The organism is Pseudoduganella namucuonensis (assembly GCF_900116645.1).
Lineage (GTDB): Bacteria > Pseudomonadota > Gammaproteobacteria > Burkholderiales > Burkholderiaceae_D > Rugamonas > Rugamonas namucuonensis.
In genome coordinates this window covers 63164-79207 of sequence record NZ_FPBO01000011.1, presented here as the reverse complement: position 1 = coordinate 79207, position 16044 = coordinate 63164, and the positions used below count along the sequence as shown (strand labels likewise).

General features: G+C 66.3%; 12 protein-coding genes. 1 reads left to right on the top strand and 11 read right to left on the bottom strand.

Annotated features, from left to right (window positions below):
- Positions 1-21: 21 nt before the first annotated feature.
- The 10 genes from BM436_RS13780 to BM436_RS13735 form a co-directional block, all read right to left on the bottom strand.
- Entirely contained in the window at positions 22-1593 is a 1572-nt protein-coding gene (locus tag BM436_RS13780; protein WP_093556105.1) for an aldehyde dehydrogenase (NADP(+)), read from the bottom strand.
- Positions 1590-2582: an AraD1 family protein gene (gene araD1, locus BM436_RS13775; protein WP_093556104.1), complete on the bottom strand. Its 993-nt coding sequence runs from the start codon at positions 2580-2582 to the stop codon at positions 1590-1592. The genes BM436_RS13780 and araD1 overlap by 4 nt, the downstream gene beginning before the upstream one ends.
- A gap of 57 nt (positions 2583-2639) precedes the next feature.
- Positions 2640-4382, bottom strand: coding sequence for an IlvD/Edd family dehydratase (locus BM436_RS13770; RefSeq protein WP_093556103.1), 1743 nt, complete (start codon positions 4380-4382; stop codon positions 2640-2642).
- Positions 4383-4530: 148 nt separating this feature from the next.
- Positions 4531-4794 carry a translation initiation factor IF-1 gene (gene infA / locus BM436_RS13765; RefSeq protein ID WP_093556102.1) on the bottom strand — a complete coding sequence of 88 codons (264 nt, stop codon included), beginning with the start codon at positions 4792-4794 and terminating at the stop codon, positions 4531-4533.
- Between the two features lie 366 nt (positions 4795-5160).
- The gene (locus tag BM436_RS13760) at positions 5161-5982 is read right to left on the bottom strand and encodes a hypothetical protein (protein ID WP_143133118.1); all 822 of its coding nucleotides are present in this window, start codon (positions 5980-5982) and stop codon (positions 5161-5163) included.
- A 101-nt stretch (positions 5983-6083) separates the two neighbouring features.
- Positions 6084-7145, bottom strand: a complete 1062-nt coding sequence (locus tag BM436_RS13755) for an aldose epimerase family protein (protein WP_093556100.1) — start codon at positions 7143-7145, stop codon at positions 6084-6086.
- The gene (locus tag BM436_RS13750) at positions 7142-8098 is read right to left on the bottom strand and encodes a glycoside hydrolase family 43 protein (protein WP_093556099.1); all 957 of its coding nucleotides are present in this window, start codon (positions 8096-8098) and stop codon (positions 7142-7144) included. Before BM436_RS13750 ends, BM436_RS13755 begins: the two co-directional genes overlap by 4 nt.
- A gap of 10 nt (positions 8099-8108) precedes the next feature.
- Complete coding sequence (locus BM436_RS13745; protein ID WP_093556098.1) at positions 8109-9461, bottom strand: MFS transporter; 1353 nt, start codon at positions 9459-9461, stop codon at positions 8109-8111.
- Positions 9462-9548: 87 nt separating this feature from the next.
- Positions 9549-12050: a TonB-dependent receptor gene (locus BM436_RS13740; protein ID WP_229490259.1), complete on the bottom strand. Its 2502-nt coding sequence runs from the start codon at positions 12048-12050 to the stop codon at positions 9549-9551.
- 296 nt (positions 12051-12346) lie between these two features.
- Positions 12347-13780, bottom strand: a complete 1434-nt coding sequence (locus BM436_RS13735) for an ATP-binding protein (RefSeq protein ID WP_093556096.1) — start codon at positions 13778-13780, stop codon at positions 12347-12349.
- 103 nt (positions 13781-13883) lie between these two features.
- On the opposite strand from BM436_RS13735, the gene BM436_RS13730 reads away from it, so the two are divergent.
- A complete protein-coding gene (locus BM436_RS13730; protein WP_093556095.1) occupies positions 13884-14513 on the top strand; it encodes a response regulator in 630 nt (209 codons plus the stop codon).
- A gap of 108 nt (positions 14514-14621) precedes the next feature.
- Here the strand turns inward: BM436_RS13730 and BM436_RS13725 are convergent, their stop codons facing one another.
- Positions 14622-15914 (bottom strand): cyclic di-GMP phosphodiesterase, encoded by a 1293-nt coding sequence (locus BM436_RS13725; protein WP_093556094.1) that lies wholly within the window; start codon positions 15912-15914, stop codon positions 14622-14624.
- Between the last annotated feature and the right edge of the window lie 130 nt (positions 15915-16044).

The window sequence follows — 16044 nt, the reverse complement described above, 5'->3', positions numbered from 1 at the left end:
CGGGGCTTCAGGTGCTATGCCTTAGGCCTTGCCCAGCGCGCCGTCGCGGCGGCGCCAGATGTCCAGCGGATTGCCGTCGCGCAGCGACTCCGGCAGCAGCGCCTGCGCCAGGTTCTGGTAGCACACGGGGCGCAGGAAGCGCGTGATCGCGCCGGTGCCCACCGAGGTGCTGCGGCCGTCGGCCGTCGCCGGGAACGGGCCGCCGTGCACCATCGCGGTCGACACTTCCACGCCGGTCGGGAAGCCGTTGGCCAGGATGCGGCCCACTTTGCGCTCCAGCACCGGCAGCAGTTTTTGCGCGGCGTCGAAGTCGCCCTCGTCCAGCTGCAGCGTGGCGGTCAATTGGCCTTCCAGGCGCTCGGTGATGGCGGCCATCTCGGCCACGTCGGCGCAGGCCACCAGCAGCGAGGCCGGGCCGAACACTTCCTCGTGCAGCGCGCGTTCGGCGAGGAAGGAGGCGGCGGTGGTCTGGAACAGCGCCGGCGCGCCCTTGCCTTCCTCCTGCTCGCCCTTGGCCAGCGTGCGCACGCATTCCTGGCCGGCCAGCGCCGCGACGCCGCGCTGGTAGCTGCCGGAGATGCCGGGGGTGAGCATGGTGGCGCCCTGCACCGGGGCCAGCGCCTCGGCGGCGACCTTGGCGAAGCGGTCGAAGGCGTCGCCGGCCAGGCCCAGCACCAGGCCGGGATTGGTGCAGAACTGGCCCACGCCCATGGTCAGCGAGGCGGCGAAGCCCTTGGCGATCTCGTCGCCGCGGGCGGCCAGCGCCTGCGGCAGCAGGTAGACCGGGTTGATGCTGCTCATCTCGGCGTACACGGGAATCGGCTGCGGACGCGCCGCCGCCACCGCCATCAGCGCGGTGCCGCCGGAACGCGAGCCGGTGAAGCCGACCGCCTGGATCGATGGATGCGCCACCAGCGTCTGGCCGATGCCGTTGCCGGTGCCAGTCAGCAGCGCGAACACGCCCACCGGCAGGCGGCACAGTTCCACCGCCTTGACGATGGCGCGCGCCACCAGCTCGGAGGTGCCGGGGTGCGCCGAGTGGGCCTTCAGCACCACCGGGCAGCCGGCGGCCAGCGCGGAGGCGGTGTCGCCGCCGGCCACGGAGAAGGCCAGCGGGAAGTTCGAGGCCGCGAACACGGCGACCGGGCCGACCGGGATCAGGCGCATGCGCAGGTCCGGACGCGGCGGGGTGCGCTCGGGCAGCGCGCTGTCGATGCGGTTGTCGCGCCACGAGCCTTCGCGCAGCAGGTCGGCGAACAGCTTGAGCTGGTTGACGGTGCGACCGCGCTCGCCTTCCAGGCGCACGCGCGGCAGGCCGCTTTCGGCCATGGCGCGCTCGATCAGCGTGTCGCCCAGGGCCATGATCTGGGCGCCGATGGCTTCCAGGAAGTCGGCGCGCTGCGCGTCGCTGGTGGCGCGGAAGGCGTCGAAGGCGGCGCCGGCCAGGGTGCAGGCCTCGTTGATCTGCGACACGTCCACCATGTGGAAGGCCGGCTGCAGTTCCTCGCGCTTGGACGGGTCGAAGGCGTTGAAGGAACCGCCCTTGCCTTTGACGGCCAGGCCGCCGATCAGTGCTTCTCCGGTAATGATCATAAGGTGTTTACTTTCGTGTATTTGGTTGCGACGACTTGCAGGCGGTTGCTCAGTTTCGGTCCGAACACCGGCGATTCGACCTCGAAGGTCTCGCCCGGCTGCACGCTGATGTTGTCGGCCACGCTCAGGGTGGCGGTGCCGAAGAAGTGGATGTGCACGTCGCCCGGACGGGTGAACAGCGTGTACTTGAAGTGGTGGTATTCCAGGTTGGCGATGGTGTGCGACATGTTCTGCTCGCCGCTGACGAAGGCCTTCTCCCAGCGTACCTTGCCCTCCTGGTCCAGGATGCGCGAGGTGCCGGTGACGTGCGCGGGCAGTTCGCCCACCAGCAGCGCCGGGCCCAGGCCGCAGACGCGCAGCTTGGAGTGGGCCAGGTACAGGTAGTTCTGGCGCTCGGTCACGTGGTCCGAGAATTCGTTGCCGATGGCGTAGCCGACGCGGTATGGCTGGCCGTCCTCGCCGATCACGTACAGGCCGGCGATTTCAGGCTCCTCGCCGCCGTCCAGCGCGAAATCGGGCATGGACAGGGGCTGGCCGCTGGCGGCCACGATGGAGCCGTCGCCCTTGTAGAACCATTCGGGCTGCACGCCGCGCTGGCCTTCGGCGGGCTTGCCGCCCTCGACGCCCATGCGGAACATTTTCATGGAGTCGCTCAGGGTCTCGACGTCGCCGCCGATTTTCTTGTGCATGGCGTCGCGGGTGTCGGCGCTGCCCAGGTGGGTCAGGCCGGTGCCGGTGACGTAGGCGTGGGCGTCGTCGGCGTGGTCCAGGGGCGCCAGCAGGCGGCCGGACGCGTACACGTCGGCGTAGGCGTGGGTCGCCGCGCCGGCGGCGGCTTGCGCCAGCTCGGCCAGGGACTTCTTCTGGCCGATGGCCGCTTGCGCCAGCGCGTAGGTGGTGGCGTAGCCTTCGAGTTCGCGGATGGTCGCCTCTTCCAGCAGGCCGACGCGGCGCTCTCCAGCGGTGGTTTTGAATTGTACGAGCAGCATAGAATGTCTCCGATGGCCCGCCGTTCCCGCGACTGCGGGGAACGGCCGGACGATGGGTTAGTGGGAGTGTTTTGGAACAGCCGAACCGCGCGAGCCGACCAGGAAGTCGAAGTCGCAGCCCTCGTCGGCTTGCAGCACGTGGTCGATGTACAGCTGCTGGTAGCCGGACTTGGCGCCCTCCACCTTCTGTTCGGCGCGGGCCGCCAGGCGCTGGGTCATTTCCTCGTCGGAGATGTCCAGGTTCAGCTTGCCGCCGGCGCAATCGAGTTCGACGTAGTCGCCGTCCTTGACCACGCCCAGCGGGCCGCCGGCCATCGCCTCGGGCGCCACGTGCAGCACCACGGTGCCGTAGGCGGTGCCGCTCATGCGGGCGTCCGAGATGCGGACCATGTCCTTCACGCCGGCCGCCAGCAGCTTGGGCGGCAGGCCCATGTTGCCCACCTCGGCCATGCCGGGGTAGCCTTTCGGGCCGCAGTTCTTCATCACCAGCACCGAGTTGGCGTCCACGTCCAGGTCCGGATCGACGATGCGTTCCTTGTAGTGCTCGAAGTTCTCGAACACCACGGCCTTGCCGCGGTGCTGCATCAGCGCAGGGGTGGCGGCCGACGGTTTCAGCACGGCGCCGCGCGGCGCCAGGTTGCCGCGCAGGATGCAGATGCCGCCATCCTGGATCAGCGGGTTGTCCAGCGTGCGGATCACCTCGTCGTCGTAGATCGGCGCGTCGATGTTGTTTTCCCACAGCGTGCGGCCGTTGGCGGTCAGCGCGTCCTTGTGCGGCAGCATGCCGCCCTCGCCCATGCGGCGGATCACGCCCGGCAGGCCGCCGGCGTAGTAGAACTCCTCCATCAGGAAGCGGCCGGACGGCAGCAGGTCGACGATGGTGGGTTGGCCGCGGCCGATGCGGGTCCAGTCCTCCAGCTCCAGCGGCACGCCCATGCGGCCGGCGATGGCCTTCAGGTGGATCACGGCGTTGGTGGAACCGCCGATGGCGGCGTTGACGCGGATCGCGTTCTCGAACGCCTCCTTGGTCAGGATCTTGGACAGGCGCAGGTCTTCCCACACCATGTCGACGATGCGCATGCCCGACATGTGGGCCAGCACGTAGCGGCGCGCGTCGACGGCGGGGATGGCGGCGTTGTGCGGCAGGGTGGTGCCCAGCGATTCGGCCATGCAGGCCATCGTCGAGGCGGTGCCCATGGTGTTGCAGGTGCCGGCCGAGCGCGAGTGGCCCGCCTCGGCGGCCAGGAATTTGTGCATGGAGATCTCGCCGGCCTTGACCTGCTCGTGCAGCTGCCAGACGGCGGTGCCGGAACCGATGCTCTTGCCGTCGAGCTTGCCGTTCAGCATGGGGCCGCCGGAGACGACGATGGTGGGGATGTCGACGCTGGCCGCGCCCATCAGCAGGGCCGGGGTGGTCTTGTCGCAGCCGACCAGCAGCACGACGGCGTCCATCGGATTGCCGCGGATCGATTCCTCGACGTCCATCGACGCCAGGTTGCGGGTCAGCATGGCGGTCGGGCGCAGGTTCGATTCGCCGTTCGAGAACACCGGGAATTCGACCGGGAAGCCGCCGGCCTCCAGGATGCCCTTCTTGACGTGTTCGGCCAGCTTGCGGAAGTGGGCGTTGCAGGGGGTGAGTTCGGACCAGGTGTTGCAGATGCCGATGATGGGCTTGCCCTGGAACTCGTGGTCGGGTATGCCCTGGTTTTTCATCCAGCTGCGATACATGAAGCCGTTCTTGTCCTGCGTCCCGAACCACTGGGCCGAGCGCAGTTCAACTTTTTTCTTAGTCTCCGACATGCAAATCTCCTGTAGTAGTACCCGCGCCTGGTCGCGTTCACAGCGCGGGCTGCGATGGGGAGATACTAAAGAGAGTTGCGATGTCTTTCCAATGAATTAAAAATCGATATCGATATCCAAATCGATATGAAGCTTCAATCCATCGTCATTAACGGCGGCGCTGGTAGCCGCCGGCGGGCGCCGGGCCGCGTTTTTCGATGTGGCGGAAGATAATGCGGCCTTTGCTGAGGTCGTAAGGCGACAGTTCCAGTGTGACCTTGTCGCCGGCCAGGATGCGGATGTTGTTTTTTTTCATCTTGCCGCAAGTGTAGGCGATCAGCTTGTGGCCATTGTCCAGGTCGACCCGGAAGCGCAGGTCCGGCAGCACTTCGGTGACCGCGCCGTTCATTTCAATCAATTCTTCTTTTGCCATTGAGACTCCTGTGGATGGTGGGATGGGTGGGAAGAACTGTGAAGGCCGAAAAAAAAGCCCGCATGTTGCGGGCTTCGTTTCAATGTAGAGACAATGCTTCAATCGTCGCGCAGCCGGTGCTATCTGTACCGTGCCGCCGCGTTTGGACGCCTATGCTATCTGCGTAGTGCATCCAAATGTGTAAACCGACCAACGTATCCTGAACTACAACTGCCCCCTCGGTACGATCTGCGCGCAACCTTACACTTACTGCGTCGCACTCCCCTTGGGACAAGGTGAAGCGCTTAACTAACGCTAACTGCTTCACCAATGAAACGAAGTATAGCACGGTTGTTTGTGCGGCGCACAAACTATTTCACCGGAAAACTAGACTTCCCTGAGATGGATGGTCCTGGGCGGGTAGTTTTCGGGATCCAGTCCCTGCCCCGCCCCTTCCCGCGCGGCTTCGACCTTGTCGACCACCCATAGGCGGTCCTGGTCCGGCACCAGCAAGCCCTCGTTCTCGTTCTTGTATTCCGACAGCGCCGCTATGCTGACCACGCCGCTCTCCTTCCTGGGATGGTAGACGAAGTCGACATTGCCGCCGGTGTAGACCTGGCCGTCGTTCAAGGTGACGCTGACCAGTTTCGAGATGGAGATGGTGCTTCCCTCGCCATACCGCGCCAGTCCCTCGGCGTCGATCGCGGTGTTGCGCCGTACCGTGTCGACGGGCAGCGGCTTGAGCCGCGACACGGTCTCCGCCACCAGGTCGGCGAATTCCTTGAGATCGGCGTTTCCGTCCGCGCTCAATGTCGGGATTTTCTTGCCGGCGAGCGCATCGTTGATCTGCGCGGCCAGCATGCCGTTGCTGGTGTAGGCGATCACCGCGAGCAGGCCCTCCCTGGTGGGCGGCTTGGACGGATCGCGCGGCTCGAGGGCGGAGGGGGGGGCCCGCTTCAGTATGGCTTCCGCGTGCTCCGGGTTGACGAAGGAAGTCTTCTTGCGCTCCTCCTTGCCGGACAAGCGGAATGTATCGAACGAGAACCGGGTCCCGAAGTCGCGGCGCATCGGCGCGGTGGGAATGGCGTCGGGCCTGGGAGCAGCGCCCGCCGCGGCCGCCACCCCGGGGGCGGAGGGCGATTTGACCGCCGCGGCCTGGGCGGTCTTGACGATATGGGAAGCGATCCTGGGGATTCTATGCATCGCCATGCATCCTTTCGTGGAGTGTTATACATCGGCGGCCTGGGCCGCCACTCCTCCTCTGTGGATTTTGGCGATGCAAAGTTCCAGGCCCGGGCCCGGTCGTCTCCTCAATCGGCGGAGAAACGGTACAGCGATTCGGTGCTGTACGTTTCGCCCGGCCGCAGCACGGTGCTGGGCCAGGACGGGTTGTTGGGAGAGTCCGGATAGTGCTGCGGTTCCAGGCACAGGCCGCTGCGGTGCCCGTAGCCGCGCCCCTTGCCCTTCAGCGTGCCGTCGAGGAAATTGCCGCTGTAGAACTGCAAGCCGGGCTCCCGCGTATAGAGCTCCATCACGCGGCCGGAAGCCGGGTCGCGCAGCTTGGCGGCCAGCGCCAGCAGGCCGGGCGCCGGCTTGTTCAGCACCCAGTTGTGGTCGTAGCCCAGTCCGTTCCTCAGTTGCTGGTCGTCCGCGTCGATGCGCTCGCCGATCTTGCGCTTGTTGCGGAAGTCGAACGGCGTGCCGGCCACCTCGGACAGCTCGCCCAGCGGAATCGAGGCCGCGTCGATCGGCGTGTAGCGGTCGGCGTAGATCTTCAGCTCGTGCCCCAGGATGTCGCCCTCGCCCGCCAGGTTGAAATAGGCGTGCTGCGTCAGGTTGCAGAGGGTGGGCTTGTCGGTGGTGGCGCGGTAACGCACCCGCAGCTCGTTCGCGTTGTTCAGCTCATACACGACCTCGACCTGCAGATTGCCCGGATAGCCCTGCTCCCCATCCTTGCTCAGGTAGGCCAGCGTGAGGCAGGCCGCGTCCGCGCCCACCGAGGGCCTGGCGCTCCACACCCGCTTGTGGAAGCCCAGCGCGCCGCCGTGCAGGTGGTTGGCGCCGTTGTTGACGTCCAGCTGCACGGTCTCGCCGTCCAGCTCGAAGCGGCCGCCGGCGATGCGGTTGCCGTAGCGGCCGATCAGCGCGCCGAAGTACGGCACGTCGCCGCAGTAGGGCTCCACGCTGTCGAAGCCGTGCGTGACGTCGGCCAGGCGGCCGTCGCGGTCCGGCACGTGCAGCTCGGTGACGATGCCGCCGTAGTTGGTGATCTTGACCGTCATGCCGGCGGCGTTGGTCAGCGTGTACAGGCTGACCGCGACGCCGTCCGGCGTGGCGCCGAACGGCGCCTCCGTGATGCTGTGTTTCGTCATGCTATTGAAGGCTTTCCAAAGACCGGCATGCCGTTCCCGTCCCAGCGCAGCGGCTTGACGAAGGTATGACGGTCGGGGTTCCACAAGGGGTCTCCGATGATCTCGGTGTAAGTGCGCGCATGATACACCAGCAACACGTCGTCGCCCTCGCCATAGGTGAAGCTGTTATGGCCGGGACCGTAAATCTTGTGCTCGAAACAGGTCTGCAGCACCGGCTCGCGGGACTTGGTCCACGACGCCGGGTCCAGCGGGTCGGCGTTCTCGTCGGCCCACAGCAGGCCCATGGCGTAGTTCTCGTCGGTGGCGCTGGCCGAGTAGCTGATGAAGATCTTGCCGTTGCGCTTGAGCACGGACGGGCCCTCGTTGACCCAGAAGCCGCGGATCTCCCAGTCGAACTCGGGCTTGCTCAGCATCACGGGCGCGCCGCCCAGCTGCCACGGCGTCTTCATCGGCGCGATGTAGAGGTTGGAATTGCCCTCGATTTCGTTGTCCTTCTGCGCCCACAGGTAGTACAGCTGGCCGTTGTGGCTGAAGGTGGTGGCGTCCAGGCAGAAGGTGTCGATGCCGGTGTCCACCTGGCCCATGAACTCCCACTCGCCCTCCAGCGGATTGGCGCCGGTGTTGCGGATCGCGTACATGCGGTGCTGGAACAGCTTGTGTTTGATCTCGCGGCTGGGCGCGGCGGCGAAGTAGACGTACCAGGCGCCCTGGTTGTAATGCAGCTCGGGCGCCCACACCAGTTCGCTGTACGGGCCGGTCTCCGGCTTGTGCCAGACGTCGACCTTGTCCGCGGCGGCCAGGCCGGCGATGGTGGACGCGCGGCGCAGCTCGATGCGGTCGTATTGCGGCACCGAGGCGGTGAAGTAGTAATAGCCGTCGCTATGCTTGTAGATATAGGGATCGGCGCGCTGCTCGATCAGGGGCTTGACGATTTCCGTCACATTGTTCTCCATAGTGTAAAGATTAGCCAGCCACGTAGCCGTGCGATTTCATCTCGGCCTTCACTTCGGTGTAGTACTCGTCGCTGATGCGGTACTTGAACATCAACAGGCCCATCAGCAAGTGGAAGAAGCCGGGGATGATGGACAGCATCATCGCGATACCGGTCAGCGCGAACTGGGTCTGTTCCTGGTTCGGCTGGTAGTTGAAGTAGGTCAGCAAGGTGCCCACCAGCACGCCGGCCACGCCCATGCCCGCCTTCTGGCACACGGAGATGCCGCCGAAGGCGAAGCCGGACACGCGCTTGCCGGTCTTGACCTGGCCGTAGTCGATGGTCTCGGCGATGGCCGACCAGAACACCGGCGCGTGCAGGTCCACCACGAAGGACAGCAGGAAGTACAGCGCGAAGGCCAGCATGATGTCGCCCGGCTTCACCAGCACGTAGATCAGCAGGCTGATGACGGCCACGCCGATCTGCGTGTAGCGGAACAGCTTGACCTTGCAGTAGAACTTGGTGATCCAGGTGGAGGCGATCATGGAGACGATGGCCGCCGCCACGCCGATCGACATGAAGGCGGACACGGTGGCGGTGTCGCCGCCCAGGTAGTACTTGGCGTAGTAGATGGCCACCGAGCCGCGCAGCACGTAGCCGATGGTGCCGGTGACGCACACGCCGCACAGGATCAGCCACTGGTCGTTGCGCAGCAGCAGCTTGAGCTGGGCCCACAGCGACTGTTTCTCCACCACGTGCGTGACGCGCTCGGTGGTGGTGGCGAAGCAGAACAGGAACAGCAGCACGCCCATCGCGGCCATCACGGCCATGGCCATCTGGTAGCCGGTGGCGGCGCTGCCGCCGCCCCAGCGCTCGGCCAGCACCGGCACCACGATGGTGACCAGGAAGCCGGCGATCTTGGCGAAGAACAGGCGGTAGCCGTTGGCCGACAGGCGCTCCTGCGGATCGCTGGTCAGGCTGCTGGGCAGGGAAATGTAGGGGATGCCGACGCCGGCGGTCATCAGGGTCATCAGGATGTAGGTCGAATAGGCCCACACCAGTTTGGCGTCATAGCCCCACGCGGGGGTGGTGAACACGAAGAACACGCTGATGCCGTAGGGGACGGCCAGCAGCAGGAAGTACGGGCGGTAGCGGCCCCACTTGCTGGTGTAGCGGTCGGTGATCTGGCCCATCACCAGGTCGGCCGCCGCGCCGGCCAGCTTGACCACGAGGAACAGCATCGCCAGGTCGGCCGTGTGCAGGCCGTAGATGTCGGTGTAGAAGAAGGTGATGATCAGCATCATCGACGAGATCACCACGTTCAGCGCCATGTCGCCGGCGCCGAAGCCGATTTTCTCCAGCGTGCTTAGCTTCTGGGTATGCATTCTGTATCCTTAAGGGCAAGAAGGCGCTGCCGGCCACGGCCAGCAACGCCCTCTCGCATTACTCAACGTTGTACGACACTCGGGCGCTTACAGCTTCCAGCGCAGCGACAGGCCGACGGTGCGGTCGTAGCGGCGCACGTCGCGCGGGTTGGTCGGAATGCCATGGTAATCGTTGTAAGTGCGATCCAGCAGGTTTTCCACGTCCAGCGTCACGCCGAAATTGTCGTTGATCTTGTACGAGATCGACGCGTCGGCGGTCTTGATCGGTTCGACGATCAGGTCCAGGCCCAGGGCGCGGTAATTGTACGTGTCGACGAACTGGCTGCGCCAGTTGTAGGCCACGCGCGCCGAGATCGGACCGCGCTCATACAGGCCGACGATGTTGTACGCGTTCTTCGACATGCCCTGGAATGGATTGCGCTTGCCGTCCTCCATCAGGTAGCCCTTCATGTAGGTGTAGTTCGCCTCCAGGCCGAAGCCGCCCAGCCAGCCGGGCAGGAAGTCGTAGAACTGGCGGTAGCCCAGCTCGATGCCTTTCAGCTCGCCGTCGTTGATGTTGCGCGGACGGTCCATGCGGTAGGTCTTGCCGTCGATCTGCTCCAGCGTCAGGCGGCGGATCACGTAGTCCTCGAACTTGTGGTTGAAGACGGTGCCGGTCACGCTGCCGGTCGGGGCGAAGTACCATTCCAGCGCCACGTCCAGGTTCTTGCCGGTGACCGGTTTCAGGTCCGGATTGCCGCCGTTGCCGTCGTAGACGCCTGCCGAGTTGGCGGTCTGGCCCAGCGACACGCCCGGGTTGAAGTCGCCGAAGTTCGGACGCTGCACCGCCTTGCCGGCGTTCAGGCGGGCGATCAGGTCCTGGCGCAGCGTGGCCTTCAGGGTCATCGTCGGCAGCACGTCGGTCGAGGACACCTTGCGGTTGACCGCCACCGGATTGCCGTTGATGTTGCTGAAACCGTTCACGTCCAGCTCGGTCTTGACCACGCGCACACCGGCCGAGCCGTCGACCGGGATGCCGAAGGCGTCGAAGCCGAAGCGGGTCTTGCCGTAGAAGGCGGTGGTGTCCTCGCCGTTCTTATACAGCGAGTACGGATCGGCTGCGACCCGGCCGGTGCGGCCGTACATCTTGCGGATCTGCTCGATGTTGGCGTGCTGGTAGCCGCCGCAGGCGACCAGCCATTGGTTCATGCCATAGTCGTTGGCCAGTCGCATCGACGGGCAGAGCATGCCCGGCAGCGAGGTCACGGACGGCAGGCCGGCCGGCGGGGGCAGGAAGCCCGCGCTCTCGTGCATGTACGACGCCTTGCGCTGGGCCAGGCGGACGCCGCCGCTGAATTCGCGGAAGAAGCTGTCGTCGCCGTTGTTGTAGGTGGCGTCGGCGCGCCAGTCGTTCGACTGGCCGCGCGAGGATTGCCACAGATCGAGGAAGGCGCCCAGCTTGTAGTTGGCCGGGTTGGTCATGTCGTAACCCGGGTAGTCGAAGTAGGCGCCGCCGTTCACATAGGTGCTGCCCTGGATCGTCTTCGGGCTGGCGAGCATTTCAAGAATCGGCAACTCCTGCTTCCAGCGGCTGTTGGTGCGGGAGAATTCGGAGGTCACGCGCAGGTCGGGGGTCACGTCCCAGCGCGCGCCGATGGCGCCCTGGTGGCCCACCGAATCGTCCTGCGGCACTTGGTTCGAGCTCAGCGAGAACAGGCCGGCCGGGTTGGTGGAGGTCACCGTGGCGACCTGCTTGGTGCCGGGGAAGAGGGTGTATTTCGAGTCCGCGTTCCAGCCCACGCCGCCCAGGTAGAACTGGCGCTCCATGTCGTGGTCGATGCGGGTCGACCAGCCTTCGGCGTACAGCTCGACTTCGCGCGACGGACGCCATTGCAGGGCCCAGTTGGCCGAATAGCGGACCCGCTCGCCCAGGGCGTTCACGTGGCCCAGGTCGATCGGACCGGTGGCGGCGGGATCGCCCGGCACCAGGCGGGCCGGTGGCGCGCTCCAGGTGATCTCGTCCTGGTAGTGGCCCTTCTGGTAGGACAGGCCGATCAGCGCGCCGATGTCGCCGAAGTCGGTCTTCCAGCGGTTCGAGACCATGCCCGAGGCCTGGGGATCGTTGGTCTTGGACTTGTCGCGGTTCTCGACGCGGCCGGTGACGGTGGCGTGCAGGCCCTTGAAGTCGAACGGACGCGAGGTGCGCACGTCGATCACGCCGGCGGTGCCGCCCTCGACCATGTCGGCGCCCTGGGTTTTGTACACGTCCACGCGCTGCAGCATGGTGGTGGGAATATCGGCCAGGAACAGGCTGCGGCCGTTCGAGGTGTAGACTTCGCGGCCGTTCAGCAAGGTCATCAGGCCGGGCAGGCCGCGGATGATGACCGAGCTGGCTTCGCCGGATTCGCGGCGGATCTGCACGCCGGTGACGCGGCCCAGCACCTCGGCCACGTTTTTGTCGGGGAATTTACCCGCCTCTTCGGCGACGATGGAATCCAAAACCTCGTCGGAATTGCGCTTGATGGTCTGCGCGCTCTGCGCGGCCTTGCGCACGCCGGTCACCGTCACCACGGCGCCGCTGTCCTGCGCCCACACGGAGGCGCTGCTCATCACGCCTGCAGCGACCAGCGAGGCCACAGCGGCTTTCAGGATAAAAGTTTGATTTTGGCCCGCAGCGGGGCCGTTAGTCCATTGCATATACGCTCCTCATATTTCTAGTTATAGACCGGGGAAGATGTCGAAACCGCCAGTTCGGAAACCATCTTATGAGGTGGGGTGAATTCGATCCAATCAATTTTTGAGCACTTTTGATACCTTTTTTGGTATCTCACGCACCAGCTTGGGGAGGGCCGCACCATGGCGGACGCGCCAGGATAACACGGCCGTTTGTACTTTTCAGTTACTCATCAGTCATCATACCTGTGGCTATGGACGGCATAGGCGCGCGTCGTGGCGAGCATGCGATAGCGCGACGGCACCGCGCTGTGGTCGGCGCCGAGCAGCGAATGGGCGACCAGGCCGGCGAGGCTGTCGATGGCCTCGTAATCGCTGAGTCCTTGCGGCTTGAGCGCCGCGACGGCCGCTTCGATCGTGAAACCATCTGGCAACATTGCCAGGTGGCACAACGCCAGGCGGGTGTTTTCGCCCAACAAGGCGTAACTCCAGTCCAGCGCGGCGCGCATCGTCTGGTGGCGAGGGGGCGCGTTGCGGCGACCGTTGCGTAAAAGCCGCAACACGTCGTCGAGTCCGTTGGCTGTCTGTTCCAGGCCCAGCGCGGGCACGCAGGCGGCCGCCAGCTCGATCGCCAGCGGCAGGCCGTCGAGGCGGTGGCAGACGCGGGCGATCAGGCGCAAGGCGCGCGGCGTCGGGTCGAACTGGCTGTCGGCGGCGCGCACGCGGGCCAGGAACAGCTGGACGGCGCTGGATTGCAGCGCGTGGGCGGGGCCGCCCTCGCCGTACGGCGGTGCCGCCAGCGGCGGAACGCGCCACACGGTTTCGCCGGCGGCCAGCAGCGGCTGGCGGCTGGTGGCGAGCAGTCGCAGCCTGGGGCAGCGCTGCAGCAGCGTCTCGGCCAGGCGCGCCGCGCTGTCGGCCACATGCTCGCAGTTGTCCAGCGCCAGCAGCAATGGCTGGCGGCCGATTTCGGCGGCCAGCGTGGCGGCCGTGTGATAAGGCGCCGCGGGCCAGCCCAGCGCGCGGGCGACGGCGGCGGCCACGCCCTCCTCCGTTCGCACATCGGCCAGTTCGACCCAGCAGACCGGGTTGGTGCTCTCGGCCGCCCGGCGCCGCACCATGGCCTGCGCCAGCACGGTCTTGCCGATGCCGCCGATGCCGGCCAGGGTCAGCATGCGGACGCCGTCCAGCCGCGCCAGCGCTTCCTGCAAATGGCGCTGGCGGCCGATGAGTTCGGGCATCCGCAGCGGCGCGCGGCGAACGCGGTCAACCGGGGCCGCCCTCCCCCCAGCCGCACCCACCGCCCCTGTGGCCCCTGACGATGGCGATGGCGATGATCTCGACGACGCCACGCCCGCGAACAGGTAGCCCCTGCCCGCCACGGTGCCGATCAGTTCACGGCCCTCCCCCAGCGCCCGGCGCAGCGCGGCGATCTGCACCCGCAGGTTGCTGGCGTGGATGTCCTGCCCGGGCCAGGCGCTTTTCAGCAGCGCCTCCTGGCTGACGATGCCGCCCCGCGCGCCGATCAGCGCCAGCAGCACCGCCGTCGCGCGCGGCCCGAGCGGGATGGCGCGCCCGCAGGCGGTGCGCAATTCGCCCCGCCGGGGCAGCAGCCGGTAGCGGCCAAATACGATCGTGTCGTTGTCTTCTTGCAGCCATGTATCCATGGCGCCAGCCTAGCGCGCGCTCCCTGGAGGCCCTACCCCCGATCGGGGGAGAGCGGTTAAAATATTAACTCCCGAGAAAGAGGATTTGACGATTTCAACGCTTGTGAGCACATCTCCCCCCATCCGCGTGCTGATCGCGGACGACCATCCCCTGCTGCGCGACGGCCTGTCGGCCATGCTCGCGCATTGCGCCGACATGGCGCTCGTCGGCGAGGCGGGCAACGGCGTGGAGGCCGTGGCGCTGCACGCCGAGCACCGGCCGGACGTGACGCTGATGGATTTGCAGATGCCCGTGATGGGCGGACTCGAAGCGATCGCCGCGATCCGCGCCAGCGATCCCGCGGCGCGCATCGTCGTGCTGACCACCTACAAGGGCGACACGCAGGTGCTGCGCGCCCTGAAGGCCGGCGCGGCGGGCTATCTGCTGAAAAGCACGCTGCGCACGGAGCTGCCGGACACCATCCGCAAGGTACACCTGGGCCAGGACCACATCCCGCCCGAGATCGCGGCGGAGATGTCGGCCTATTTCGCCGCCGACGCGCTGACCGCGCGCGAGACCGACGTGCTGCGCCTGGTCGCCGAGGGCAATACCAACAAGCGCGTGGCGAAGGAGCTGGGCATCGCCGAGGAGACGGTGAAGGCGCACATGAGCGGCGTGTTGGCCAAGCTGGGCGCCAACGACCGCACGCACGCCGTCACCATCGCGCTGCGGCGCGGGATCATCGATCCATAAAAACGTCGGCGCCGGTAGCCAAGGGGACAGACCCGCGGTCCGAGTCCCATGTCCCTGCGACGGCTTGTGGCGCGGACGGTCTGTCCCCGGTTTAAGCGCGGCGGTGAATCAGGCGAAGGCGATCTCGCCGTCCCAGTAGCGGTCTATATCCTGCAAGCCCCAGGTGGAGGCGTCTTCGCGCCCGACGATGCTGTCGTTGGCGGCGGCCGGCGAGGCCAGGTCGATCAACTCCGGCCGCAGGTAGCCGCGCGACTTGGCCGAGTAGAAGATGCGCACCTTGGGCCGTATCAGCGACTGCCCCACCGGCTGCTCCACCACCACGCCCAGCCGCTCGGACTTGAGCCGCACCAGCGTGCCGACCGGGTAGATGCCGATGCACTTGACGAAGGCGGCGAAGATGCGCTCGTCGAAATGGCCCTTGCTCCACTCGGCCATGCGGCGCAGCGATTCGGCCGGACACCAGCCCCGCTTGTAGGGCCGGTTGGAGGTGATCGCGTCGTACACGTCGCAGATGGCCCCCATGCGCGCGTGCAGGCTGATCTGGTCGTCCTTCAGGCCCTCGGGATAACCGCTGCCGTCGATCTTCTCGTGGTGGTGCAGGCACACGTCCAGCGCCATCGCCACCACGCCGGGCGAGCCTTCCAGCATCTTGTGGCCGGCCGCGGGATGGAGCTTGACGGCGTTGAATTCCTCATCCGTCAGCTTGCCCGGCTTTTTCAGGATCGCGGCCGGCACCGCCATCTTGCCGATGTCGTGCAGCAGCCCGGCCAGGCCGGCCTCGCGTATCTCGTCGTCCTGCAGCTCCAGCTGCCGCCCCAGCGCGATCATCAGCGCGCACACGGCCACCGAATGCATATAGGTGTAGTCGTCGGCGGTCTTCAGGCGGGCCAGGCCGATCATGGCGCCGGCGTTGCGCATCACCGATTCGGTGATCTCTTCCACCAGCGGGAGCGCGGCCTCCACCTTCACGGCGTTGCCCATGCGGGCCTCGTGGAACATGGCCTGCACCGCCTCGCGCGACTTCTTGATCAATTTGGCGGCGTGCTCGACCTCCCTGACCATGCTCACATGGCCGATGTCGCGCAGCTTGCGCCGGGGCGGCCGCGCCGCCGGCTGTGCCGCGGCCGGCTCCGGCTCCCCTTGGTCGCCGTCGCCGCAGGCGTCCCCGCTTTCCTCCAGGCCGGCGGCTGGCGCGGGCGCGGGCACCGGCACGGCGACGAGCTTGCACTTGGCGGTGTCGATCCAGACCTCGCGGATCGCGCTGGTGCGCACCACGTCCAATTGCTCGATCGTCTCCAGTAGGATGTGCTTATGCCAGAACGGCGACTCTATCCACGAGCCGCACACCTTTTCGATATACATGCCAATTCGAAGTTGCTCAACTGGTATCTTCTTCAGCATACTGTGCCTTTCACTTCGGAAACAAGCGCGCGCACCCATCCTAGCGTGAAATGGGCCGGCGCGGAGTGGGCCGGCAAAATAACCACATCCCCGGCAACGCGTTACACTGGCGCTTTCGCCTTGCCCACGC